Origin of the sequence: Streptomyces iranensis (assembly GCF_017874715.1) — a bacterium.
GTDB lineage: Bacteria > Actinomycetota > Actinomycetes > Streptomycetales > Streptomycetaceae > Streptomyces > Streptomyces iranensis.
The window spans coordinates 134,436-155,124 of sequence record NZ_JAGGLR010000017.1; the positions used below are offsets into that span (position 1 = coordinate 134,436).

Genomic DNA, 20,689 nt, shown 5'->3' on the forward strand with positions numbered 1-20,689 from the left:
AAAGGTGCATCTCCATGACCAGCCAGGTAGACCAGCGCTACGGCAGTGATCCGGCCTCAGTCAGTAGTGACACGCCCGACGAGGGGTACCAGCGCCGTCTCACTTCCCGACAGGTCCAGATGATGTCCCTTGGCGGCGCCATCGGCGTCGGGTTGTTCTACGGGGCAGGTGAGGGCATTTCCCGCACCGGGCCGAGTCTGATCGCGTGCTACGCAGGCGCCGGAGTCATCGTGTTCTTCATCATGAGGGCTTTGGGTGAATTGCTCACCTACCACCCCACTTCCGGCAGTTTCGCCGACTATGCCCGCGAGTTCCTCGGCCCCTTCGCAGGCTTCGTCACCGGCTGGTCGTACTGGGCTTGGTGGGTCACCGCCTGCATGGCCGAAGTAACTGCCGCCGGCCACTACATCGCCTACTGGTGGCCCGCCGTGCCGGTGTGGGCCACGGCTGCCACCGCCCTCGGGATTCTCTTCGTCGCCAACCTCATCTCCGTCCACGTCTTCGGCGAGTTGGAGTTCTGGTTCTGCACCATCAAGGTCGTGGCCATCATCGGCCTGATAGTGATCGGTGCGGGGGTCCTCTTCTTCGGGTTTTCCTCTGCCGGAAGCACCGCGTCGGTCACACACCTCTGGGGTGACGGCGGATTCGCACCCCATGGCGCCACGCAGGCCGTTCTCGTCATGCCAGGTGTCTTCTTCGCCTACCTCGGTGTCGAACTCGTCGGCGTCACCGCAGGCGAAGCGAAGAACCCCAAGGAGACGCTGCGTAAGGCGATCAACACACTCCCGGTCCGCATCGCCATCTTCTACATCGGCGCGCTCGTCGTCCTTCTGTCCGTCCTGTCATGGACCGAGTACTCCCCCGGTGTCAGTCCGTTCGTTCAGGTCTTCGCCAAGGTCGGCATCCCTGGAGCTGCGGGGATCATGAACTTCGTCGTTCTGACCGCCGCCCTGTCCTCGTGCAACTCCGGCATCTACTCCTCCGGAAGGATGCTCCGCGGCTTGGCTGCGAACGGCGAAGCCCCGGATGCCGTGCGGAAGCTCAGCGGCCGCCAGGTCCCCCGCGCAGCCCTGATGCTGTCCACTCTCGTCATGGGCGCCGGGGTGGTCGTGAATGCCGTCTCCCCTGACAAGGCCTTCGTGTACATCACCGCGGTCGGCACCTGTGCGGGCTTGTGGACCTGGATCGTGATCCTGGCTGCTCACCTGCGTTATCGCGTCAGGGTTCGCGCTGGGGTCCTGCCCGTCACGGACTTCCGGATGCCCGGTGCGCCCGTCACCAACTGGATTGCCATCGGCGCGCTGGCCTGCGTGGTGATCCTCGTGGCCATGAACTCAGACACTCGCCTGGCACTCTATGTCTGGGTCGTCTGGCTGGCCCTGCTCAGCGGGATCTACCGTGCACGAATTCGTAGTTCACGATCAGGGGTGTCCGAGGCGTAGAACCCGACGCGCGTGTGGGCCGGCGACAGCCGGCCCACACGCGCGTCAGCCTGTTCACTGCTGGACAATGCGGTGCGGGGGCTCGGCGCGGTCACAGCTGACCGCACGGTTCGGGTAGGCATCTTGGCCCAGCGATACAGAGCGAAAGGGACCTGTCGGTTGGGCGGGCGTGGCAGGCCGCAGCAACGGAGTTCCGAAGGGATCCGTACGGGCCAATCCGTGCCCACAGAGCCCGAGCCGCTCACTGGAGGCCGGAGAGTGTCTTCATTGCGACGTAACTGCTGACTGTGGCGACGCCAGGAAGTTCAGCAAGCCGGTTGGCATGGAAGTCCTCGTAGGCGGGCAGGTCAGCCACCTCGACCTGCAGCAGATAGTCGTAGTTTCCGGTGACGTGATGCACCTGGATGACGCCTGGCAGTTGCACCGCGGCACGCTCGAACGCGGCGACATCGCCCCGGTTGTGCCTCATAAGACGGACGCCAGCGAACACTCGCAGGCCACGCCCGATGGCTGCAGGATCGATCTCCGCATGGTAGCCGCGGATCGCTCCCGATTCCTCCAGCCGATTCACGCGCCGCAGGCAGGGTGATGGCGACAAGCCGACTTGGGTCGCAAGCTCGGCGTTACTGATCCGCCCATTCCTTTCGAGAATGGAAAGAATTGACCTATCCACATCATCCATGTGGCAGATTATTGCGTAGATACCACGTTTGACACAAGGTGCAGCCCTTAATGGGAGGGGTGCCGGGGCCGTGCTGGGGTGTCAGGCTGAATGAAGCCGCTCAGACGCCATCCACGGGAGCCTTCTTGCAACCGGCGTAACGCGTAGCGGGCAGCTGGGAAGACCTCTCCCAACTGCCCGGTTGCACCGCGCCCATGACGAACTGCGTCGTCAGCCCCTCCGGATGAGCACCGGGTTCGACGCCGAGGAGAGCAGTGTCATCGCCCGTTCCTGGTCCATCAGCCCGTCGCGGACCACGAGGTCCACCACGTCTGTGCCTGTAGCGAGGGCTTCCTTGGCTATCCGGGCGGCAGCTGCGTAGCCAATGAAAGGAGTCAGGGCAGTCACCGAGCCCACGGACCGGGCGGCCTGCCGGGCCAGATGGTCCTCATTGGCAGTGATCCCGATGATGCAGTGGGTGCGCAGAGTGGTGCACCCTCGAGCAAGTTGCTGGATCGACGTCAGCAGCAGGTGCCCGATCAACGGCTCGAAGGCATTGAGCTGGAGCTGTCCGTTCTCCGCTGCCATGGTGATCGACACGTCCGCGCCAGCCACACCGTAGCAGATCTGGTTGACCATCTCGGGGATCACCGGGTTGACCTTGCCGGGCATGATGGATGAGCCCGCTTGGCGCGGTGGCAGCGCGATCTCGGCCAGGCCGCTCTGCGGGCCGCTGGACAGCAGGCGCAGGTCGTTGCAGATCTTTGACAGTTTCACGGCGAGCCGCTTCAGGACGCCGGACACCAGCAGGAATGCGCCTGTGTCGGAGGTGGCCTCAACCAGGTCAGCGGCCGGTTTCAGCGCAAGGCCGGTCAGGGTGCTGAGGTGTCTCACCGCCGCCTCGGCGTATCCCGGCCCTGCGGTTATGCCTGTTCCGATGGCGGTGGCGCCGAGGCTGGTCTCGTGCAGGAGCGGCAGTGTCTCGCGTAGCCGGGCCATGTCTTCGGTCAAGGTCACTGCAAAGGCGGTGAATTCCTGGCCAAGGGTCATGGGAACGGCGTCCTGCAGTTGGGTGCGGCCCACCTTCACCACATGCGCGAACTCTGCTCCCTTGCCTTGGAATGCGTCGACGAGGGGCCCCAGCTCGGTCAGGAGTCCCTCCAGGGCCTCACTGATGGCGAGTCGGAGCGCTGTGGGGTACGCGTCGTTGGTGGATTGGCAGCAGTTGACGTGGCTTAGCGGGGAGATCACGTCGTAGCGTCCGCGCTCGAGGCCCAGCTGCTCCAGGGCCAGGTTGGCGATGACTTCGTTGGCGTTCATGTTGGTGCTGGTGCCGGCACCGCCCTGGATGACATCGACACGGAACTCGTGGTGGTGCTGGCCGCCGACGATCGAGCGGCAGGCCGCCGCGATCGCCTGGGCGATCTCCGGATCCAGCAGGCCGATCTCCTGGTTGGCCAAGGCTGCTGCCTGCTTGACCAGGGCCAGTGAGCGCACGAGTGCGGGGTGCGCAGCGAGCGGGATGCCGCTGGCCTGGAAGTTGTCCAGTGCTCGGGCTGTGTGGATGCCCCAGTAGGCGTCGGCCGGCACCTCCAGTGCGCCCAGGGAGTCGTGTTCGGTGCGGAGGGCGTTCATCGTGCCCCTTCGGTGGGGCGGTTGATGCAAACGACCTTGGGCTGGGTCATTTCCTCCAGTGCGAAGCGCACGCCTTCGCGGCCCATGCTGCCGTACTTGAACCCGCCGAAGGGCATGGCGTCGAATCGGTAGTCGGACGAGTCGTTGATCATGACTCCGCCGGCCTCCAGAAGGTCGGCCGCTGTCAGGGCGCGGTCCAGGCTGGAGGTGAAGATACCGGCGTGGAGGCTGTAGTCGATGGCGTTGGCCAGAGCGATGGCCTCCTCGAAGGACTCGAACGGCTGCAGCACGACGACCGGGGCGAAGACTTCCTCCTGCCAGATCGAGCAGGCCTCCGGCACATCCTCCAGCACGGTGGGGGTGTACAGGGAACCGTCTACTTCATTGCCGCACAGCAGCACGGCGCCCTGCGAGACGGCCGCGTCGACCTTGGCGCGGGTCGCGGCTGCGGCTTCCCTGGTGATCATGGGGCCGACATCGGTGCTGTCGTCGAGTGGGTCGCCGGTGCGCAGCAGTTTGGTGCGGGCGACGAAGGCGTCGCGGAAGCGCTCGTACACGTTGCGGGCTATGAGGATGCGCTGGGTGCTGATGCAGTTCTGGCCCGCGGTCCAGAAGGCGCCGGAGACACAGCTGGCCACGGCCTCGTCGAGGTCGGCGTCGTCCATGACGATGACCGGGGCATTGCCGCCGAGATCCATGGCGAGCTTCTTGAGTCCGGCGGCGCGCGAGATGGCTTCTCCAGTGGCGAATCCGCCGGTGAAGGAGACCATGCGCACGTCGGGCGCGGCGACGATGGCTGCGGCGATGTCGGCGTCGCCGTTGACGACGGTGACGATCTCCTCCGGCAGACCCGCTTCGATAAGGACGCCGACCAGGCGCAGCGCGGACACCGGGGTGAGGGCAGAGGGTTTGAGGATGATGGCGTTGCCGCCTGCAATAGCCGGGCCAAGTTTGTGGGCGACGAGGTTGACAGGGTCGTTGAACGGGGTGATAGCGGCGATGATGCCCAGCGGCTCGCGAGTGAACCAGCCTTGGCGGCTCTCTGATCCCTCGTAGGAGTTGAAGGGGATGACCTCGCCGGCGTTTCGTCGGGCTTCACCTGCCGACAGGGAAAGGGTGTTGACGGCGCGGGCAACCTCCTTTCGGGCCTGGGTGATGGTCTTGCCGGCCTCGCTGACGATCAGCCGGGCGAAGGACTCGGCGCGCTCCTCAATCAGGTGTGCGGCGCGTTCCAGTACTGAGGCTCTGGCTGCGCGTGAGAGGGCTGCTGCGGTGCGGCGTCCTGCTCGAGCCTGCTGCAGGACGCTGTCGGCCGCGGTGGCGTCGACGGTGGGAACGGAGGCGATGGTCTCGCCGGTGTAGGGGTTGTTGACGGGCACCGTATCGGTGCCGAGTTCGATGTTGGGGGGCAGGGCGGTGTCAGACACGGTGGGTCTCCTGGAAAACGCGGCCCTTGAGGCCGAAGCGGGTGCGGGCCTGGTGGCGCCGGTGATCGAGGTTGATGGAGTCGGTGAGTCGACCCGGAGAACTTCTGCACCCCTGCATGACCGATGCGCTTCGAAGTGAAGTCAGCGCATCCCCCTGCGGGTCGCCCTGCCGGAGCTTCACTCCCCGGAGCGAACTGTTTTCGACGGAAAGGCCTCTCTTCATTTCCGCCCTCCTAAAGTGCGAGAGTCCCGTGGAGAGTGGTGATGCAGGACCCGCCGAGGTGTACAGCACCATCCGCATCTACCCGGACATGAATTCGTCCGTCACGGCCGACTCGGCGTCCTTGAGTCGCAACGTATTCGGCCCCTTGCGATGGAATCAGAGACCGTTCCCGGCGGAATACTGCCACGCTTCCGTTACCGCTTCCGCAGACAGGGTCTTCCTCCACGCCGCACGACGGCGCGAATGTCCGGACTTCGATCTCGGCGTCCCCCTGGTCGTGGTGGCCGAACACCGTGACTCCGGTTACCCCAAGGCGGCGTTCGAATTCTGCCATCCTTGCGAAGTCCGGACTCAGGTCGAGTACTGCGGCGGCGCTGTCCAGCTGCGCCACCACCCAGATCGCTCCGACGTTCACCACTGCGGGCGTCGCGACATCCTTGAACTCGTAGTTCAGAATGCTCTGCAGTTCCGAGATGTCATCATTCTGGAGGTTCTTGAAATGGGCTGCAGGCAGCCCGAGTGTCACGCGACCGTCCGGGTCCCCCTCTTCGACAGTCACGTCAACAAGGCCCAGTTCGCATTCCTGGACCAGGTGGATGACCGGTCGCCGGATGTCCCTCTCTTCCAGAATTGCGTGGGCAGTCCCCAATGTGGGATGACCGGCGAACGGCAGTTCGCTCTGCGGGGTGAAGATGCGCAGCCTGTAGTCGGCTTCTGGGACCGTAGGAGGGAAGACAAATGTCGTTTCCGAAAGGTTGGTCCATCGGGCGATGGCCTGCATCGCCTCGGTGGGAAGGCCTTCCGCGTCGAGCACGACCGCTACGGGGTTCCCAAGCAGCGCACAGGACGAAAATACGTCTACTACTTTGTATCGGTAGGTTCGGGTCATTGTGATCTCCGCTTCTCTTCGGGTTGCCGGCTACTTCGAAGCGGTGTCCATGGCCGATGACAGTGCCTTCAGCGCCGGCCCCAGGCGGGCAGGCGGGAGGTAGCCGAAGCCGAGACGGAATGCGTGGTCGCTCTCGCCGAACCATGATCCAGGCGCGAGCTGGAGATCGTGCTGGGGAAGGGAATTCCAGAACCGTGCGACAGCAGCGTCGTCGAAGGAAGTGGCGCGCAGGCGGAGGCAGCACAGTGCACCTGCGTCCGGCTCCACCCATTCGATGCGGTCCTTCTCGGACGAGCACCAGGCGGCCAGTTCCTCGAGCCCGTCGGCCAGCAGGCTCCGACGTGCGGCGAGCACGCCCTCGCGGTTTCTCAGCAGGGCGGCCGCGAGGGTCTCATCGAGTACCGATCCGGAGATGACAATGTTCATCTTGGCGACTGTCAGGCGGTCGCGGAGATCGCGATCGGCCACGGTCAGCCAGCCGGTTCGCAGCCCCGGGGCGCCGAGGGCCTTGGAAACCGATGCTCCGGTCACGATGCGCGGGTCCAGGCCGGCAAAGCTCTCGAGGGGGGCCGCATCGCCGTATGTGGCCTCGCGGTACGTTTCATCGATGAACAGGTAGGCGTTGGGGGCCTGTTCGTCGAGCAGAGCCAGTAGCTCCTTTGCTTCGCCGCGTGACATCTGTACACCGCTCGGATTCTGCGGCGACGCGATACTGACCAGCTTTGTCTTCGGGGTCAGCAGGGCGCCGATCGCGTCCAGGTCGACACGGTAGCCGGACTCGAACGACAGCTTTGCTTCATGAACGGTCACCCCGGCACCCAGGAGGCAGTCTCGGCTCGGGGGGAAACAGGGAGTGGCCAGGACTGTCTCGTCCCCGGGCCTGCAGACCTCGATGGCCAGGAGGAACAGTCCCAGGGCCGTGCCCTGGGTGGTGAGGACCCAGTCCGGTGATATTCCGTTCGCCGCGCCGACTTCTTCTCGGAGCTCAGCGGAGCCTGCCGACTTTCCGTAGCCGAGCTTGAGATTGCGGATGTTCTCGAGGCCCGGGAGGTCCAGGAGTTCCCCGAAGGTAAGGTCCTGCGACGTGCTTTCCGCCAGATTGAACGGCCGGTTGACGTCGAGCAGCGAGATGATGTCGTTGTAGGGGAACTTCCCGCCCCACTCCCCTGACCCTCCTGCGTCGATGGGCCGCAAGAACGCCGAAACGTTCGCACTGTCCGTCATGCCTAGCTTCCTTCGTTGGATTCCTGCGTGGCCTACGTGAACGCGGACGAAGTCCGCGACGGCCGACGGGCGCGGTTCGGGGTGACCTGGCGGTGCGCCGTGGTCGACCATGCGGCGGCCCGTTCCGAAGTGGCCGTTCTCCCGGGGCTCGGTACGACACCAGCGTCGCCCATCTACAAGGCAACGTGAACGATATAGAGCAACTTTGGCATCAAGTTGCGCCTACATGGTGGCATGAACTTGCTCTGTGGCGGACTATTGAGCAATGACATGCCCTCGGGAGATGGCTGAGGGTGGGCGCATCCACACCCTGACCACCGGCTGCCCCGTCCGCGGAGCCACGGAGAAGCGTTGCGGGGCAAGGCCGGATCCTCCACCCGGCCCGCTGGGGCTCAGACGTGACCTAGAAGGTTGGCGCGGACGTCGAGGAGGTGGGCACGCATGTGCTGGCGGGCAGCCTCTGCATCACGGTCGCTGAGAGCATCCACGATCTGCGCGTGAGCGGCTTCGTAGCGGGCACGCCGCTCGGGGCTCGCGGAGCGGCGCTTGATGTTCCCCCAGACCGGCAGGTCGCGCGCGGCGTTCATCGTGTCGAACATCCGCAGCAGCAGACCGTTGTGCGCCGCCTGGGCGATCTCGCGGTGCAGCACGGAGTCCCAGGACTCGAACTCCTCATGCGTGCCGGCCGCACTGCCCCGACTGAGCCCCCGCTGGATCTGCGCAAGGTCAGCAGGAGTCGCCTGCTGGGCAGCGAGGAAGGCGATCTCCGGCTCGATCAGGAGCCGGGTGGCCATGATCTCGGCCGGGCTCGTCTGCAGCGCCGAGCCGGGCTCATCACTGCGTGCCGTTGATGGCGGGGCAACGAAGGTGCCCCTACCGACGTAGCGGGTGATGACCCCTTCGCGCTCCAGGGCACCCAAGGCCTGACGGATGGCCGCACGGGAGGTGCCGAGGTCGGCCGCGAGGGCCCGCTCGGTGGGCAGCCGGCTGCCGGGGGCGAGTTCGCCTCCCCGCAGCCCGTTCTCGATGAGAGCTCGCACCTGGCCGCTCACGTCTGCGGGGCCAGCGAACCCGGCGTCCTCGGTCATGCCTACCTCCCCGCTCGCGCAACCAATCGGAACCAATCTTAGTCCATCGTGTCGCGTTCGACAGGATCAAATCGGACGCTTAGTATGACCAATACGAACCCAATCCAACCCATCGCAACCAATTGGAAAATTGGTTGCGATGGGTACAGTGGAGAACGAGGTACAGCCATGAAGCTGGTGGCCTTTACCAACCCGGTGAGCGGGCACACGGCACTCGGCCGTCTGAACGACGAGGACCGAGTGGAGGACCTGAGCAGCGTGGTGGGTGACCGCACACTGCTGCAGACCATCGACGAGTGGGAGCGGCTCCAGCCGGCCATCGCCGCGGCCACCAGTCTTCCGGTGGTGGACGTTGACCACCTGCGCGCTCCGATCCCGCAGCCGCGCCGCAACCTGTTCGCGGTCGGCAAGAACTACCGCGACCACGTGGAAGAGTTCGGGCGTTCCGGTTACGACCAGCCTGAGCGGTCCGGGGCACTGCCGACGGTGCCCATCGTCTTCACGAAGGTCCCTTCCTCGGTCACGGGCCCCTACGACGCCATCGATCCGCACCGTGGGGTCACCTCGGAGTTGGACTACGAGGCGGAGCTGGCCGTCATCATCGGACGGGGCGGTCGTGGCATCTCACGGCAGTCCGCCCTGGACCACGTGTGGGGGTACACGATCATCAACGACGTCACCGCCCGCGACCTGCAGAGGGACCACCAGCAGTGGATGCTCGGCAAGTCCCTCGACACGTTCGCCCCGATGGGTCCTTGGGCGGTCACGGCCGACGAGGTCGGCGATCCGACCCGCCTGGTGGTCTCCTCGACGGTGAACGGCGAGCCCCGTCAGCACGCGTCCGTCGCCGACCTCATCTTCGACATCCCTGAGCTCATCAGTGTCATCTCAGCAGGGATCATGTTGCAGAGCGGCGACATCATCGCCACCGGTACTCCGGCGGGCGTCGGTGTCGGATTCACACCGCCCCGCTTCCTCAAGCCGAGCGACATCGTCGAATGCTCCATCACCGGCATGGGTTCGCTGCGCAACACCATCAGCGGCCCGGCCTGAAGCCAGGCGCTGCCCCGGCGCCCATCCGCCCCTTTGCCGTTCGATCCGTTCTGGAAGCATCGTCATGCCCACCACACACGCAGCGTCCGCTGCAGCGGCCATCTCGTGTCTGCCGCCATCTCGGACTCGGTCCCGCCTCTGGATGTGGCTGGCGGCCTGGCCGGTAATCGCGGCCAGGGCTCTGTCGAATGAGCCGGCACCGCTGTACGTGCTGTGGCAGGACCGGTTCGGTTTCGGTTCAGCCACGCTGACCCTCATCTACGCGGGCTACATCGTCGGGCTGCTGCTGGCGCTGTCCGTCGGGGGCGCGCTGGCCGACCGCTTCGGACGGCGGCCGGTGCTCGTGCCAGGCCTGCTGCTCGGCCTGATCGCATCCGTGCTGTTCATCACGGCCCGGTCCGTGGCAGTGCTGGGGGCTGCCCGTGTGCTCAGCGGCATCGCAGTGGGTGCAGTCCTGTCCGCGGGTATGGCCGCGATCTCCGACCTTGCCCCTCAAGGCCACAAACGGCTGGGCGGTCTGATCGCTTCGACGGCCATGGTGTCGGGGGCAGCATTCGGTCCTCTGCTGACCGGAGTGCTCTCCCAGTTGCTGCCCTACCCGACGGTCATGGTGTTCGTCGTGCAACTGGTCCTGCTCGTGGTGGCCCTTCCGCTGGTTGTGCGCATGCCGCTTCCTGGTCCGGGCCGCCGTGAGGGCGGGGAGGACGGGCCATGGCTACGTCTGCCGTCCGCACCGCGGCCCCACCGCGGCGCGCTGCTGGTGGGCCTTGCCGTGTTTGCTCCGGCCCTCACCGCCACAGGGTTTGTGCTGAGTCTGGGTCCGTCGCTACTGGCTCAGCTGCTGCACACCGACAATCAGTTGTTGTCCGGCGGCCTCATTGCCCCGCTGTTCTCTGCGGCCACCGGGGTTCAGTTCGTGGTCCGGCGTCTACGGATGACGGTCCCAGACCGGGGCAGCGATGACGGTGACCGGGATGGCGGCGCTGATCGCGGCGGTGGCGTTCCAGTCGGTGCCGTTGCTGCTCGCAGCTGCCGTGTTGTCCGGACTCGGCCAGGGCGCCTCGCAGTTAGGAGGGCTCTCCACACTGGCAACCGAGGTGTCATCCGCGCGACTGGCAGAGGCGAACGCGGCACTGACCGCGGGCGCATACCTCCTCGCAGGGACCCTTCCGGTAGCGGCAGGCTTCCTCAGCGACGCCTCCAGCCTGGCCGCGGGCACCAGCGCGTTCGGCATAGTCGTCGCAACTCTGACTGTCCTCGGGGCACTGACCGCCATGCGTTGCCACCCGGCCCGCAGGCCGACGGGCTGACGGGGAGCACTGAGCGGCAACCTCACGCCAGTGCCCCCTGAGCGTGCCCATCACCGCCTCGCACGCTTGCCTGTCCACCCGCTTCACCAATCCACAACACGTCCAACACTGGAGTTCTCATGCGTCTCATCTCAAACGGGAAGCTGCACGCCACTTTCGAGTTCGGCGACCTGCGCGTGATCTCACTGCGCGACGGCTACGTCGACATGCCACCCACCCGGTTGCGCGACGAGACCGGGCGCCCGCTCGACACGGTTCCGCACACGGTCCCGCTCGTCGAGGGAAACCTGCGGCTGTCGGTCAACGCCTTCCTCGTCACCGACGGGAAGCGCTCCGTCCTCATCGACACGGGCGCGTCCAACGCCTGGCACCCCACTATGGGATCGCTCCTGGAGGCCATGGCCGAAGCCGGGGTCGAGCGCAAAGACATCACGGACGTGGCCATCACTCACAATCACGGGGACCACGTCAATGGCCTCATCGCGCCCGACGGCTCGCAGGCGTTCCCTGCGCTGAAGCGCGTGTGGATCGGCGCGGGCGACGCGTCCGTGTTCCAGGGGCGGCTCGAGCCGATCCGCGACCGCGTCGTCCCTGTCGCGGAGAAGACCGCCATCAATGATCGCGTCACCGCCCTGCCGACTCCCGGGCACACCGACGGGCACACTGTCTACGAGGTCCGCAGCAGCACTGGCGTTCTGCTCGTCTGGGGGGACACCGTGCACGTGCCCTCCCTGCAGTTCGAGCAGCCGGACGTGACCTGGGAACTCGATGGTGACCAGGGACAGGCCCGCAGGGCCCGCAATGCTCTTCTGGATCGGCTGGCCGCACCGGGGCACTTTGTCGCCGGCGCCCACCTGGACTCTCCTGGAGTAGGGCTGGTAACTCGTCACGGCGACGGCTACTCCCTGGAGTACATTGCGCAGTCGGCCTCCTGACGGTCGGACACATCTGTCTCGATGCGGCCTAAGAGAGTCAGCGCACGGTCGCCCCGCCTTGCGCGCAGCACAGAGCCCGTTGCTGGACCCTGTGCTGCGCGCAGCGTGAGGCTGTCAGGTGCCTTCGAGAGTCTTCATGATCACGAAGCTGTTGACCGTTCCCACCCCGGGCAGGGCGGCCAACTCGTTGGCGTGGAAGTCCTCGTAGGCCGACAGGTCGGCTACCCCAACTTGGAGCAGGTAGTCGAAGTTGCCGGTGATGTGGTGGCAGGCGATCACCTCGGGCAGCTTCATCACCTCGCGTTCAAAAGCGACCACCTCCGGGCGGGTGTGCCGCATCAGGCGCACTCCGGCGAAGACGCGCAGAGCCCGGCCCACCGCTGCCGGGTCGATCACAGCTCGGTAGCCGCGGATGACCCCGGACTCCTCGAGTTGCCGTACCCGGCGCAGGCAGGGCGACGGCGACAGACCGACCTGGGCGGCCAGCTCATTGTTGCTGATGCGTCCGTGCCGCTCGAGTACGGCCAGGATCGACTGATCCACTTCATCCATGGCGGCAGAATATTGCTGAACAGTTCCTCCTAGCACAAGTCAGCGTCGGGCAGTAGCGCAATTCGCTGCCAAAATTGCGGTTGAACGGGTCATGATGCACTCGCAACCGGTCATGCTGGATACAGACATAATGTCGAATTTCGGAAGGGCTGGCCATGCCGGGCAAGAGCACCATCACCGTTCACGCCGACCGAGAGACCCACCCCAGCCGGGCCGTGGCACCGCCCATCTATCAGACCGCGGCGTTCTCGGCCGAAGATGCGCACGCGTTCGCTGCGGGCGCCGTCGAGCCGCGCGGCAAGGACTTCTACACCCGCTTCGGCAACCCGAACCACGCACAGGTCGCGGCCGTCGTCGCCGAGCTGGAAGGCACCGAGGCGGCACTGGTCACCGCATCCGGAATGGCCGCGATCACCACAGCGGTACTCGCCCTGGTCTCCGCCGGCGACCATGTGATCGGGCAGAAGTCCACCTATGGCGGCACGGCCTCGGTACTGCTCAACCTGCTGCCTCGTCTGGGCGTATCGACCACGCTCGTCGACCAGCGCGACACCGAGGCGTTCGCGAAGGCCCTCACCCCGAAGACCCGGCTCATTCTGGTGGAGACCCCGAGCAATCCGCTCCTGCAGATCACCGACCTGCGTGCCGTCGCCGAGCTGGCCCGCGCTCACGGTGTGCTCACCCTGGCGGACAACACGTTCGCCACCCCGCTGAACCAGCGCCCCGCAGACCTCGGTATCGACGTGGTCTGGCACAGCGCGACCAAGTACCTCAACGGTCACTCCGACGTCTCCGCCGGCGTGGTTGCCGGACCGACCGACATCCTGAACCGCATCTGGGACACCAGCCTCCTCACCGGCGCCACCCTCGGGCCGATCGACTCCTGGCTCCTCCTGCGCGGCATACGCACCCTGCCCCTGCGCGTACCGCGGCACAACGACAACGGTCTCGCGCTCGCCGAGGCGCTGAGCAACCACCCGGCCGTCACGCGGGTGAACTACCCCGGGCTGCCCACCCATCCCCAGCACAAGCTGGCCATCGAGCAGATGAACGGATTCGGCGGAGTCCTCAGCGTCGAGTTCACCGGCGGGTACGACATGGCCGACGCGTTCCTCCAGGCCCTGCGCTACCCGCGCCGGTCGGCCAGCCTGGGCGGCGTGGAGTCGCTCGCCGTGCACCCGGCCTCCATGTGGGCCGGAATGCTCAGCGAGGAACAGCTCACCGAGGCCGTTCCGCCGGGACTCGTACGTCTGGCGGCCGGTACCGAGGACACCGACGACCTGGTGGCCGACGCACTCGACGCCGCCGACGCCGCGCGCAACCGAGCCACGACGGCCTGAACGGCCGACACGGCAGCGCCCACAAGGCAGCCCGTCACCCCCACCGAAACGATCTCGTGAACCACCACGAATGAAGGGGCCCCATGAAGATCCTTTTGTCCGGCGGCACCGTGGTCAGCATGGACCCGGCCGTCGGTGACCTCGAGCGCGGCGACGTCCTCATCGAGGACGGCGTGATCACCGAGGTAGCCGAACACATCGATGCTCCGGACGCCGAGGTGATCGACGCCATCGACCGGATCGTGATGCCCGGCTTCATCGACAACCATCGCCACAACTGGCAGACGGCGTTCCGGGGCATCGGCGCCGACTGGACGTTCCCCCAGTGGGCCACCGCCATGCACGGCACGGTCAAGCCCCACTACACGCCCGAGGACGTCTACGTAGCCACGCTCCTGGGCCGACTCGAGGCGCTGCACTCCGGCATCACCACGATGCTGGACTGGTACCACGTGGCCCAGGGCCACGAGCACGAGGACGCCGCCATCGCAGCACTGCGCGCAGCGCCCGCCCGGTCGATCTTCTGCCTCGGCGCCGGATGGGCCACCCCCGATCCCGTCGACGACGACATCCGCCGCGTGCGCGCCGAACTGACCGGGGACGGGCTGGTCACCATGGTCTTCGGCCTGCGCGGCGCCGACGACACCGGGATGGAGACCCTTGGCCGGGAGATCCAGCTGGCCGCTGAACTCGGCCTGCGCACCAGCCTGCACACCGGATCCGACGGCACCCAGCGCCCCATCGCCGACATGCACAAGCATGGGCTGCTGCGCGACACCACCACGTTCGTCCACGGCAACGGGCTCAGCGACGAGGAACTGCGCATGCTCGCCGACGCGGGCAGCTCCATCTCCATCAGCCCCGACGTCGAACTGAAGATGGGCTTCGGCGCGCCGATGACCGGCCGGGCACTCGCCGCAGGGCTGCGCCCCACGCTCTCCATCGACGTCGTCCCGTCCGTCGCCGGCGACATGTTCGCCGCGATGCGTGCTGCCTTTGCCGCACAGCGTGGCCTGGACGGCGGCCTGCGCGCCCGCGACCTCGTCGAGTTCGCGACCGTCGACGCCGCCGTGTCCTGTGGGCTGGAGGCCCGCACGGGCAGCATCACTCCCGGCAAGGACGCTGACATCATCCTGCTGCGCACGGACGATGTGACCGTCTTCCCGGTCACCGACCCGGTCGGCAGCATCGTCAGCGCCGGACACCCCGGCCTGGTCGACACAGTCCTCGTCGCCGGCCGCGTGGTCAAGCGGGACGGTGCGCTGGTTGGTGTCGACCTGCCGTCGCTGCGTTCCCGTCTGCTCGAATCACGCGACCGGATCGCCGCGGCCGCCGGCGTCCCGCTCGACGGCAGCTGGGACCCGCAGCCGTAGTCACATCTGGGGATGCATGAAAGGCCGGTGTTCCCTCTGCCCCTGGGTGTGGCGGGAACACCGGTCAACAACCGCAAACCGCATTGGCCGGGCGCACGCACGCCTCCCGACGTCAGTGCTGCACCGGCAGCACGCGGACCACACCGTCGTTGCCGGCCGACTGTCTGAGCTGTCGGTTCTCGACCTCGAGTACATGGATCACCCGCACCAGCTGCTGCACGTCCGTACGGAGCCGGTCGCGCCCCTCGCGCAGAGCCAACAGCTGCTTCTTCAGCTGGGCGTTGTGCCGCGCGAGTCCGTCGTGGGTTCTCGGCCGGGAACTCTGCATCTGCACGAGGGCGTAGAAGAGGTCCTTCAGGCCGGTGTGCTTGTGGGTGAGCTTGTTGCGCTTCAGGCCGGCTTCCGCGGCGAGGGACTTGATGGTCAGCTATCCGTCGGAATGCAGCGGGGTTCCGATGAGAAGCCGGACCATGGCGTCGCTGAGTGCCTGGATCTCGGCTGCGTCGCGCGGCTTCCCGGAGGCTGCCGAGGCAGCCATCGTGTGGACACGGCCGACTGTCTCCGCGATGACCGCAGCCGTCGGCGTCACGTCGTCGACGATGTCGGCTGCTTCCCGTTCAGTGCCGGCCGACGGAATGGCGAGGTCTGTCGTCATGTGCGAATCCCGTCGATCCGGCCTGGGGTCTGGTGCAGCCTGGTGCTCGTGAATGATCTTCTCGCAGCTGATGCGGCACAGCTCGAGCCGTCGTCGCAGCGGGTGTGGAGTGAGAGGGTCGTCGTGGTCGGTGTCGAGCTCGGCGATCTGAGCGCGGGCCCGTTCGATGTGCGTATCGGTGCGGGAGATGTTCGCGCAGGCCGGGTTGCAGCGCGAGAAGTTCGGGGTTCGCTGGGAGGGCTTCACGCTTTGGGCAGGACCTGGATCGCACCAGGAAGTCGCTGATGGCGGCGCCCGGATCCTCCCACGGAGGCATCACCAGTCGGTCTGATTCGAGAAGTTCTGTGTCAAGTCCAGCCGTGTTGCGCGCTTCTCTCTCCGGGGCCGCCAATCACCCCCTGTTCCCGGCGCTGACGTCGAGGCAGCGCTGTCGTGCGGCGCGGTAGCGGATCGAAGGCAGCTTCAGGACGCTGCCGAGGATGCCTGGGATGAGCTGAACAGAACGCTCCGCAACAAGGTGGAGACTGGGTTTCACCAGTGCGGGACCTTCGTCATCCCGTCCGAAACGCGGAAGTCGTTGGAGGCGTTGGTGACGGAGGCGATCACCAACCCGGGTGCACCGCCATACCGGGATGCTGTCGCGCAGTTGAACATGCTGCGCGCTGCATGCCAGGCCAAGATCGACACCATGGCGTGAAAGGCCGCGATAGCGGCGGAGTCTCCGTCCACCGCTCGATCGCAGTTCATCTGTAGGACTTCGTCGGAGAGCCCGCACATTAAAGCGCAACCGTGCCACGATAGGCACGCTCAAGAGAGACGAGCCGAGGCGGCCGCGGGAATGGCAAGCCCACTGCTGGTCTCCGCTCTCCCGAGGTCGACGTGCCGGGGGAGCGAAACCCACACCGAGAACACACCTCAACGCTGGGAGACCGATCACTCCTTTGGAGGTTGCCGGTGGTTGCGGGTCGGCTCCGCGTGGATCTGAAACGTCGGCGGGTCCTCAGCTCATGGCCACTGTTGTCAGGTGGTCGGGCTGAGGCTGCCTTGCCCCGGGCTCTACCACCGCGAGTTGGATTGGGTCCGGACCCACATGCTGCCGAACTTCAGGACCCGGCTGATGCTTGTCGTCATCGCCGTGCTCTCCTCCCTCGTGGTCGCTCTTGCGACGGCGTTCCTCTTCTATGCCACCAAGGGCGGCTTCTTGGTCACGTTGACCATGGGAGGAGGCGCGTTCGTCACCACGATGACCCTGTTCCTCGGCGTGTTCTCTCTGCTTCTCCGGTAGGGCGCGCACCACCAAACTCCCGGTGCGCGAGTGAGGCGGGCGCGGCGGCCCGCCTCACTCTGCTCCTTGGCATGAGGCCAGGACATGACGTACGCAGTCAGCTGGCCCGGATGGGCCAGTCACCAAACGGGATCGGCGGCTTTCCTGCCGCTTCACGAACCGCTTCGTCAGTTCCGCACGTGGCGCAGATCGGTACCTCGCGGTCAGCCGTCAGCCGGGAATGTGCGGGCCGTTCACCGAGCGGGCCGCCGCAGCGCGCACAGCGGGAGTCGGGCACGGGTCACTCCTCGGGGTGCTCGCGGGCGGACTTGAGGATCAGGTTCCAGGTCGGGCGGGAGTAGGTCTTCTCCGTCTGCTCCTGGAGCTGGGGGATCAGTTCGGCGTTCGTCGCGCCGGGGTTCGCCGCGATGGCCTGGCGCGCGAGGGTCAGCCACTCGTCTCCTTGGTAAGGGTAGGCCAGTCCGCGGCGGCCCTGCGGTCGTCCGCCGGCGTGACCGCGGCCTTTCCTCTCCGCGACGTACTTCCACAGCCTCCAGCGCTTCCACTTCGGGCGTCGACGGGTCGGGAACTCGTCCCAGTTGTCCGGTGTCGGCCAAGCCTCGGGCGGGTTCTTGACGTAGTGGGAGACGGTGGCGGAGTCGGCGAACCCGCAAACCTTCGCCGCCTCGGCCGGGCCCACCATCTCTTCGGGGTCGCCGTCGAGCTTCGGGGGGTTCGTGGTGTTCGCGGCGGCGCGCTGACGCTGAAGCTCGTGGTGCCACTTCGCCCAGACGCCGCCGTCCCAGTGCATGACGCCGCCGATGGTCTCCGCAACGGGCGGGTGCGGTACCCGACGACGACTGGCTCAACGCCTACATGGACGGGATCCAGCGGCACGCGGACTAGTAAGCACAGAATGCCCCGCCCGATCCGGGGCCTTTTCGTTTCGTATTTCGTTACGCATCGAGGCCCAGCGCCGGGCGCTTGTGGCCCTGGCAGGCGTTCAGGCACCGACCTCCTCGGCGGCGCTGGCAGGTGGGGCAGGTAGTCGCGGTCCATGCCGTGTACTTTCAGCCATCGTGCAGCGCCACCCTCTGCACACTCACAGCCCTCTACACAGGTCCGGGCATATGCCATTTCGAGAGTCCGCAGCCGAGAGACCTGCATCAACCGTGCAAGTTGCATCCGTGAGAGCCTCTAACGCGGGTCCGTCAAGCTTTACGTGTCGCCGAATTTCGACGCAGATGTTGTGTCTCATTGCCATCGGCCCATTACGGTCCAGGCAAGCGAAGGCCGGGCGGTCATCACCCGCCCGGCCTATGCAACCAGCGAGTCATCACCTCGCTGATCAGCAGCTCACCCGTGGAAGATTGGAACTCAATATGAGCCTACTGCACGACATCCCGCCCCAGCAGTCTCCTGTGCCCACCCTCACCCCTGCCTCTCCTTCGTCCATCCGCCTGGTGGCTGCGGTGGTGCGGGGCCAGCGGGTTGCGGTCGAGTGCCCACCGTGGTGCGTGGTGGATCACGCCGCCCAAGATCTGGCGTATCTGGATGACTTGTCGCACGACGGTGAGGTGGCGACGCTTCCGGTGCGCCAGTTCGACGGCAGTGTCGAGCAGATCCTGACCACGCATCTCACGCAGTGGCCGTTCGCCGACAACGGTGAGGCGTACATCTCGGTGGACGCCGACGGCAGCGGCGAGTGCAACGCGTACCACGGCGCTGCCGGGCTGGCATTCGCCGACCAGTTGGTGGCGCATGCCGAGCGGATTCGTCGGCTCGTGCACGTGCTGAACTAGGACACGCGCGCCGGGCCGCCCACCAACCGGGCGGCCCGGCTGGCTGTTTTCAAGGTGATTCACCGAGAAAGACGGCCCGCGCTGATCTGATGAAGAGCCCGAGTGCCTGGGCACAGGCCTGTTCCCATTCACTGAACCTTGCGGCGGCCACTTCACGGCGGTCCGTTGCGAGTCCGGCAGCGATACCGTGGCGTGCGAGAGCCGACTCCAGCAGGTTCTGGGCCGCAACAGATAGCGCAAGAGCATCGTGAGCTACTCCGCTCGGCCCAAACAGGTTGATCTCCGTACAGGCGTTCGTCAGGTGGCGCACTGCTGTCATGGCATCGACGATAGCCTTGGAATCGGTGGACCTATCGCCCTTACGCAGTGCAGCAAGGGCCGCTTCGAACGCTGCCTGAGTTGTGAGCACTCGCCCGTATGCCTGACGCCGCTCCTGTCGTAACCAGTGGGCTTCCTCGTTGCGCGCCTGCTCTGCTACTTGATCGGCGAGTGCGCGAGCTGCGACTTCTGCGCTGCGCCGGGCTCCGCGATAACTCGCGAGGCCGCCTACTGCAGCGCCGATTACAGCCCCAGCGAATCCGATGACGCCCGCATAGAGCGCCGCAAGTCCCCCATCCATGCAGTGATCCTATGAAGGGGCTGGGAGTCGTCTACATCACGCGAAGCCCCCCACTCATCACTTCCGTTCTAGTGGTCGTTGCAACACCCCAGTTCAGGGGCCTGCTGCGGCAGTACTTCCCCCAGCGCACAGACCAGTCCCAGCACCGTCGCGAGGACCTGGACGCCGTCGCCGCCGAGCTGGACAGCCGCCCACGCAAAACGCTCGACTGGGAAACCCCAGCCGAGCGTCTCGCTAACCTCCTTGCCACAGCCAGTTGATCACTGTGTTGAGGACGACATCTGGAAAGCGCCTCACGGCTAGGAGGCTTCTCTTTGACTGATTCAGCTGCTTGCTTCAGCTGGCGGCCGGTCGTCGATGACGATGCGGGTCACGCCGGGTGGGCGCTGCTCGTTGTCGCCCTGGCCCTGTTCGATGTTGCCGTCGGTTTCGACTTTGCGGAGGGCGTCGCCGATGCGCCCATAGACCTTGGCTGCGAGGCGTCGGGTGCCTGGTTCGACGTCGGAGTTGCGCTGGGTGTGCCAGAGGGCATCGAGGACGGCGATGAGGGTGCGGCCGGACAGGTCCGCGTCGATGAGACAGTCTTCTTCCCGGACAGCCCCGGGCAGGCGGAAATGTTCACCGCGGCTGGATTGGGCGACGAGGAAGTCCCAAGTGTCGCGGTGGCAGGAGATTTCGGCGTAGGCGACGCCAGCCGCGAGGTCGAGGAGCTCTTCGAAGTCGCCTATGCTGGTTTGCTCAGGGGTGGCTAGTTCGGGCTGCTGCTGCGCCTGGTTGGCTTCGGCGATGGCTCGGGCTTCTGCAATGTCTGCTCGCCAACCTTCGATGGTGGCCCGCAGGTCGGTGATCTCGCGGAGGAGCCGGTCGTCGCCGCGGCTGTCGGCTGCGGCCCCCGTGGTTTCGAAGCTGCTGCGGAGTCGTTCGATGTCGGTGTGGAGTGTTTGGATCTCAGTGTGGAGGTTGTCGACTCTGCGGCTGATGACACCTGCGGAATCGCTGGTGCGCTGGGCGGCGCTGCCGATCTGGTCGATGCTGGTCTTGATGTTGTCGAGCCCTTGCTTGATCACTGTCGTGAGGGTGTCCTGTAACCCGTCGAGCTTCTTCTTCAACCCCTCGACAGCTTGGAGCACAGCACCAATTCCGAACACGCATTCCCCCCTTGCTGGTAGCGGCGTTTCGCCGGTGAAAGGCTCCCCG

General features: G+C 66.1%; 19 protein-coding genes and 2 pseudogenes. 9 read left to right on the forward strand and 12 right to left on the reverse strand.

All coding sequences use genetic code 11. The features are described from left to right. The first annotated feature begins 14 nt into the window (after positions 1–14). Positions 15–1,442, forward strand: a complete 1,428-nt coding sequence (locus tag J2Z30_RS29510; RefSeq protein ID WP_044575819.1) for an amino acid permease — start codon at positions 15–17, stop codon at positions 1,440–1,442. A 241-nt stretch (positions 1,443–1,683) separates the two neighbouring features. Here the strand turns inward: J2Z30_RS29510 and J2Z30_RS29515 are convergent, their stop codons facing one another. From J2Z30_RS29515 to J2Z30_RS29540, 6 genes are all read right to left on the reverse strand, one after another. Continuing rightward, a complete protein-coding gene (locus tag J2Z30_RS29515; RefSeq protein ID WP_078956904.1) occupies positions 1,684–2,124 on the reverse strand; it encodes an Lrp/AsnC family transcriptional regulator in 441 nt (146 codons plus the stop codon). A 210-nt stretch (positions 2,125–2,334) separates the two neighbouring features. Next, the gene (locus J2Z30_RS29520) at positions 2,335–3,738 is read right to left on the reverse strand and encodes an aspartate ammonia-lyase (protein WP_044575813.1); all 1,404 of its coding nucleotides are present in this window, start codon (positions 3,736–3,738) and stop codon (positions 2,335–2,337) included. Next, positions 3,735–5,165: an aldehyde dehydrogenase family protein gene (locus tag J2Z30_RS29525; RefSeq protein WP_044575811.1), complete on the reverse strand. Its 1,431-nt coding sequence runs from the start codon at positions 5,163–5,165 to the stop codon at positions 3,735–3,737. The genes J2Z30_RS29520 and J2Z30_RS29525 overlap by 4 nt, the downstream gene beginning before the upstream one ends. Positions 5,166–5,398: 233 nt before the next feature. After that, a complete protein-coding gene (locus tag J2Z30_RS29530; protein WP_044575808.1) occupies positions 5,399–6,277 on the reverse strand; it encodes a PhzF family phenazine biosynthesis protein in 879 nt (292 codons plus the stop codon). A gap of 30 nt (positions 6,278–6,307) precedes the next feature. Beyond that, positions 6,308–7,501: a pyridoxal phosphate-dependent aminotransferase gene (locus tag J2Z30_RS29535; RefSeq protein ID WP_052701600.1), complete on the reverse strand. Its 1,194-nt coding sequence runs from the start codon at positions 7,499–7,501 to the stop codon at positions 6,308–6,310. Between the two features lie 392 nt (positions 7,502–7,893). Beyond that, on the reverse strand, positions 7,894–8,589 hold the full coding sequence (locus tag J2Z30_RS29540; RefSeq protein ID WP_044575805.1) for a FadR/GntR family transcriptional regulator: 696 nt from the start codon (positions 8,587–8,589) through the stop codon (positions 7,894–7,896). A gap of 168 nt (positions 8,590–8,757) precedes the next feature. Here J2Z30_RS29540 and J2Z30_RS29545 point away from each other — a divergent pair, with 168 nt between their 5' ends. The 3 genes and pseudogenes from J2Z30_RS29545 to J2Z30_RS29555 all read left to right on the forward strand — a co-directional run bounded on the left by J2Z30_RS29545 (position 8,758) and on the right by J2Z30_RS29555 (position 11,887). Further along, on the forward strand, positions 8,758–9,642 hold the full coding sequence (locus J2Z30_RS29545) for a fumarylacetoacetate hydrolase family protein (RefSeq protein ID WP_044575802.1): 885 nt from the start codon (positions 8,758–8,760) through the stop codon (positions 9,640–9,642). 64 nt (positions 9,643–9,706) lie between these two features. After that, positions 9,707–10,952 (forward strand): annotated as a pseudogene (locus J2Z30_RS52145) (MFS transporter). Between the two features lie 119 nt (positions 10,953–11,071). Further along, on the forward strand, positions 11,072–11,887 hold the full coding sequence (locus J2Z30_RS29555) for an MBL fold metallo-hydrolase (RefSeq protein ID WP_044575799.1): 816 nt from the start codon (positions 11,072–11,074) through the stop codon (positions 11,885–11,887). 114 nt (positions 11,888–12,001) lie between these two features. Here J2Z30_RS29555 and J2Z30_RS29560 read toward each other — a convergent pair whose 3' ends face one another. Then, positions 12,002–12,439: an Lrp/AsnC family transcriptional regulator gene (locus J2Z30_RS29560; protein WP_044575796.1), complete on the reverse strand. Its 438-nt coding sequence runs from the start codon at positions 12,437–12,439 to the stop codon at positions 12,002–12,004. Positions 12,440–12,594: 155 nt separating this feature from the next. Between J2Z30_RS29560 and J2Z30_RS29565 the strand changes: the two genes are divergently transcribed. Both J2Z30_RS29565 and J2Z30_RS29570 read left to right on the forward strand, forming a co-directional pair. Then, positions 12,595–13,779 carry a trans-sulfuration enzyme family protein gene (locus tag J2Z30_RS29565; protein ID WP_044575793.1) on the forward strand — a complete coding sequence of 395 codons (1,185 nt, stop codon included), beginning with the start codon at positions 12,595–12,597 and terminating at the stop codon, positions 13,777–13,779. Between the two features lie 83 nt (positions 13,780–13,862). Next, positions 13,863–15,152 (forward strand): amidohydrolase family protein, encoded by a 1,290-nt coding sequence (locus tag J2Z30_RS29570; protein ID WP_044575790.1) that lies wholly within the window; start codon positions 13,863–13,865, stop codon positions 15,150–15,152. A 112-nt stretch (positions 15,153–15,264) separates the two neighbouring features. Here the strand turns inward: J2Z30_RS29570 and J2Z30_RS29575 are convergent, their stop codons facing one another. Then, on the reverse strand, positions 15,265–15,480 hold the full coding sequence (locus tag J2Z30_RS29575; RefSeq protein ID WP_209468894.1) for a hypothetical protein: 216 nt from the start codon (positions 15,478–15,480) through the stop codon (positions 15,265–15,267). Positions 15,481–15,579: 99 nt separating this feature from the next. Continuing rightward, positions 15,580–16,053: a hypothetical protein gene (locus tag J2Z30_RS29580; protein WP_044575785.1), complete on the reverse strand. Its 474-nt coding sequence runs from the start codon at positions 16,051–16,053 to the stop codon at positions 15,580–15,582. An 871-nt stretch (positions 16,054–16,924) separates the two neighbouring features. Between J2Z30_RS29580 and J2Z30_RS29585 the strand changes: the two genes are divergently transcribed. Beyond that, on the forward strand, positions 16,925–17,092 hold the full coding sequence (locus J2Z30_RS29585) for a hypothetical protein (RefSeq protein ID WP_209468895.1): 168 nt from the start codon (positions 16,925–16,927) through the stop codon (positions 17,090–17,092). Positions 17,093–17,372: 280 nt separating this feature from the next. Here the strand turns inward: J2Z30_RS29585 and J2Z30_RS29590 are convergent, their stop codons facing one another. Further along, entirely contained in the window at positions 17,373–17,882 is a 510-nt protein-coding gene (locus J2Z30_RS29590) for a hypothetical protein (RefSeq protein ID WP_245388571.1), read from the reverse strand. A 571-nt stretch (positions 17,883–18,453) separates the two neighbouring features. Here J2Z30_RS29590 and J2Z30_RS29595 point away from each other — a divergent pair. Beyond that, on the forward strand, positions 18,454–18,873 hold the full coding sequence (locus tag J2Z30_RS29595; RefSeq protein WP_209468896.1) for a DUF6907 domain-containing protein: 420 nt from the start codon (positions 18,454–18,456) through the stop codon (positions 18,871–18,873). 49 nt (positions 18,874–18,922) lie between these two features. On the opposite strand, the gene J2Z30_RS29600 is transcribed toward J2Z30_RS29595, so the two are convergent. Beyond that, a complete protein-coding gene (locus tag J2Z30_RS29600; protein WP_209468897.1) occupies positions 18,923–19,492 on the reverse strand; it encodes a hypothetical protein in 570 nt (189 codons plus the stop codon). A 98-nt stretch (positions 19,493–19,590) separates the two neighbouring features. Between J2Z30_RS29600 and J2Z30_RS49955 the strand changes: the two are divergent. After that, positions 19,591–19,752: pseudogene (locus J2Z30_RS49955) on the forward strand (IS30 family transposase); the annotation flags it as partial. A 63-nt stretch (positions 19,753–19,815) separates the two neighbouring features. Here J2Z30_RS49955 and J2Z30_RS29605 read toward each other — a convergent pair. Further along, on the reverse strand, positions 19,816–20,640 hold the full coding sequence (locus J2Z30_RS29605; RefSeq protein WP_209468898.1) for a hypothetical protein: 825 nt from the start codon (positions 20,638–20,640) through the stop codon (positions 19,816–19,818). Positions 20,641–20,689: the final 49 nt, after the last annotated feature.

Bases quoted from the DNA above. Each gene is read 5' to 3' on its own strand.
- J2Z30_RS29510 (WP_044575819.1), top strand. From the start codon at position 15: ATGACCAGCCAGGTAGACCAGCGCTACGGCAGTGATCCGGCCTCAGTC.
- J2Z30_RS29515 (WP_078956904.1), bottom strand. From the start codon at position 2,124: ATGGATGATGTGGATAGGTCAATTCTTTCCATTCTCGAAAGGAATGGG.
- J2Z30_RS29520 (WP_044575813.1), bottom strand. From the start codon at position 3,738: ATGAACGCCCTCCGCACCGAACACGACTCCCTGGGCGCACTGGAGGTG.
- J2Z30_RS29530 (WP_044575808.1), bottom strand. From the start codon at position 6,277: ATGACCCGAACCTACCGATACAAAGTAGTAGACGTATTTTCGTCCTGT.
- J2Z30_RS29535 (WP_052701600.1), bottom strand. From the start codon at position 7,501: ATGACGGACAGTGCGAACGTTTCGGCGTTCTTGCGGCCCATCGACGCA.
- J2Z30_RS29540 (WP_044575805.1), bottom strand. From the start codon at position 8,589: ATGACCGAGGACGCCGGGTTCGCTGGCCCCGCAGACGTGAGCGGCCAG.
- J2Z30_RS29545 (WP_044575802.1), top strand. From the start codon at position 8,758: ATGAAGCTGGTGGCCTTTACCAACCCGGTGAGCGGGCACACGGCACTC.
- J2Z30_RS29555 (WP_044575799.1), top strand. From the start codon at position 11,072: ATGCGTCTCATCTCAAACGGGAAGCTGCACGCCACTTTCGAGTTCGGC.
- J2Z30_RS29560 (WP_044575796.1), bottom strand. From the start codon at position 12,439: ATGGATGAAGTGGATCAGTCGATCCTGGCCGTACTCGAGCGGCACGGA.
- J2Z30_RS29565 (WP_044575793.1), top strand. From the start codon at position 12,595: ATGCCGGGCAAGAGCACCATCACCGTTCACGCCGACCGAGAGACCCAC.
- J2Z30_RS29570 (WP_044575790.1), top strand. From the start codon at position 13,863: ATGAAGATCCTTTTGTCCGGCGGCACCGTGGTCAGCATGGACCCGGCC.
- J2Z30_RS29575 (WP_209468894.1), bottom strand. From the start codon at position 15,480: ATGCAGAGTTCCCGGCCGAGAACCCACGACGGACTCGCGCGGCACAAC.
- J2Z30_RS29585 (WP_209468895.1), top strand. From the start codon at position 16,925: ATGCTTGTCGTCATCGCCGTGCTCTCCTCCCTCGTGGTCGCTCTTGCG.
- J2Z30_RS29590 (WP_245388571.1), bottom strand. From the start codon at position 17,882: ATGCACTGGGACGGCGGCGTCTGGGCGAAGTGGCACCACGAGCTTCAG.
- J2Z30_RS29595 (WP_209468896.1), top strand. From the start codon at position 18,454: ATGAGCCTACTGCACGACATCCCGCCCCAGCAGTCTCCTGTGCCCACC.
- J2Z30_RS29600 (WP_209468897.1), bottom strand. From the start codon at position 19,492: ATGGATGGGGGACTTGCGGCGCTCTATGCGGGCGTCATCGGATTCGCT.